The sequence below is a fragment of the Okeania sp. SIO2F4 genome (assembly GCF_010672385.1).
Lineage (GTDB): Bacteria > Cyanobacteriota > Cyanobacteriia > Cyanobacteriales > Microcoleaceae > Trichodesmium.
This window is the reverse complement of sequence record NZ_JAAHGT010000162.1, coordinates 1-1,237: the sequence shown is the minus strand read 5'-3', so window position 1 is coordinate 1,237 and position 1,237 is coordinate 1. Positions and strand designations below refer to the sequence as shown.

The 1,237-nt window shown below is 37.8% G+C and carries 1 protein-coding gene; it reads left to right on the top strand.

The genetic code is table 11. From position 1 onward, the window contains the following. The first annotated feature begins 50 nt into the window (after positions 1–50). Positions 51–986 (top strand): UDP-3-O-acyl-N-acetylglucosamine deacetylase, encoded by a 936-nt coding sequence (locus tag F6K22_RS12860; protein WP_293097969.1) that lies wholly within the window; start codon positions 51–53, stop codon positions 984–986. Positions 987–1,237 lie beyond the last annotated feature (251 nt).

The following is a 1,237-nucleotide window of genomic DNA, read 5'->3' as shown; positions in this document are numbered from 1 at the left end:
TATAAATAATCTCGGATTTCTATAGACCCTCAAAAATTATTACAAGAATTATGAATCATCAATATACTTTAGCAGCAGAATTTTCACAGTCGGGAGTGGGTTTACATACTGGTATAAAATCTCATATTAAGGTTATGCCTGCTCCTCAAAATACAGGTAAATATTTTGTTAGGGTTGATTTGCCTAATTATCCAGTAATTCCAGCTCTAATTTCTTCTGTAGTTTCTACGACTCTCTCTACAGAATTAGGCATTGGAGATATTCATATCCGTACTGTAGAACATCTATTAGCTGCTTTGGCAGGAATGAGCATAGATAATGCTCGAATAGAAATTGATGGCCCAGAAATTCCCTTATTAGATGGTTCGGCCAAAATATGGGCGGAGGCGATCGCTTCTGTAGGATTAGTAGAAGCAAAGGGGGGTGATGGGGTGATGGGAAGATGGGGTGATGGGGTGATGGAAAGATGGGGTGATGGGGTGATGGGGAGATGGGGTAATGAAAAGATTAATAATACTCATATCCCATACTTAATAACTCAACCAGTTTGGATATATCAGGGGGATGCTTTTGTTGCTGCTTTACCTGGTCCAGAAACTCGCTTTACTTATGGCATAGATTTTGATTTACCAGCCATTGGTAATCAGTGGCATAGTTGGTCTCCAGAAAAAGAAAGTTTCGCTGACTCTATTGCCCCAGCTCGGACATTTGGTTTAGCCCATCAAATTGACCAATTGCGAGAAGGTGGTTTAATCAAAGGTGGTACTTTAGAAAATGCTTTGGTTTGTAGTGAGTCTGGATGGTTAAATCCACCCTTAAGATTTACAAATGAACCAGTACGTCATAAAATATTAGATTTAATTGGAGATTTGAGTTTATTGGGAAATTTTCCTCAAGGTCATTATTTGGCTTACAAAGCTAGTCATAAATTACATATCCAATTAGCTCAAAAAATTTCAGGGCTATACCAGTCGCCTGGGCAGTAATGTTAAAACTTCTGTGGTGCGAGTATCTTGCCCGCTAGTAGTGTACCTAACTAAGATAAAATTCCCTGTACAAGGAAATATATCTCAGATAAATAGTGCATCAAAACTATAACGTCTTAGTTTCGTAGAGAGCAGATTCCAAGTATGTCAAATACAAATATTTAATGTTAGAACCTATCTAGTGCAGGTATCTTACCCACAGATACTGTAGTTAACTGAGATAAAATTTCCCCTGTACAAGGAAATATATA

Bases quoted from the DNA above. Each gene is read 5' to 3' on its own strand.
- F6K22_RS12860 (WP_293097969.1), top strand. From the start codon at position 51: ATGAATCATCAATATACTTTAGCAGCAGAATTTTCACAGTCGGGAGTG.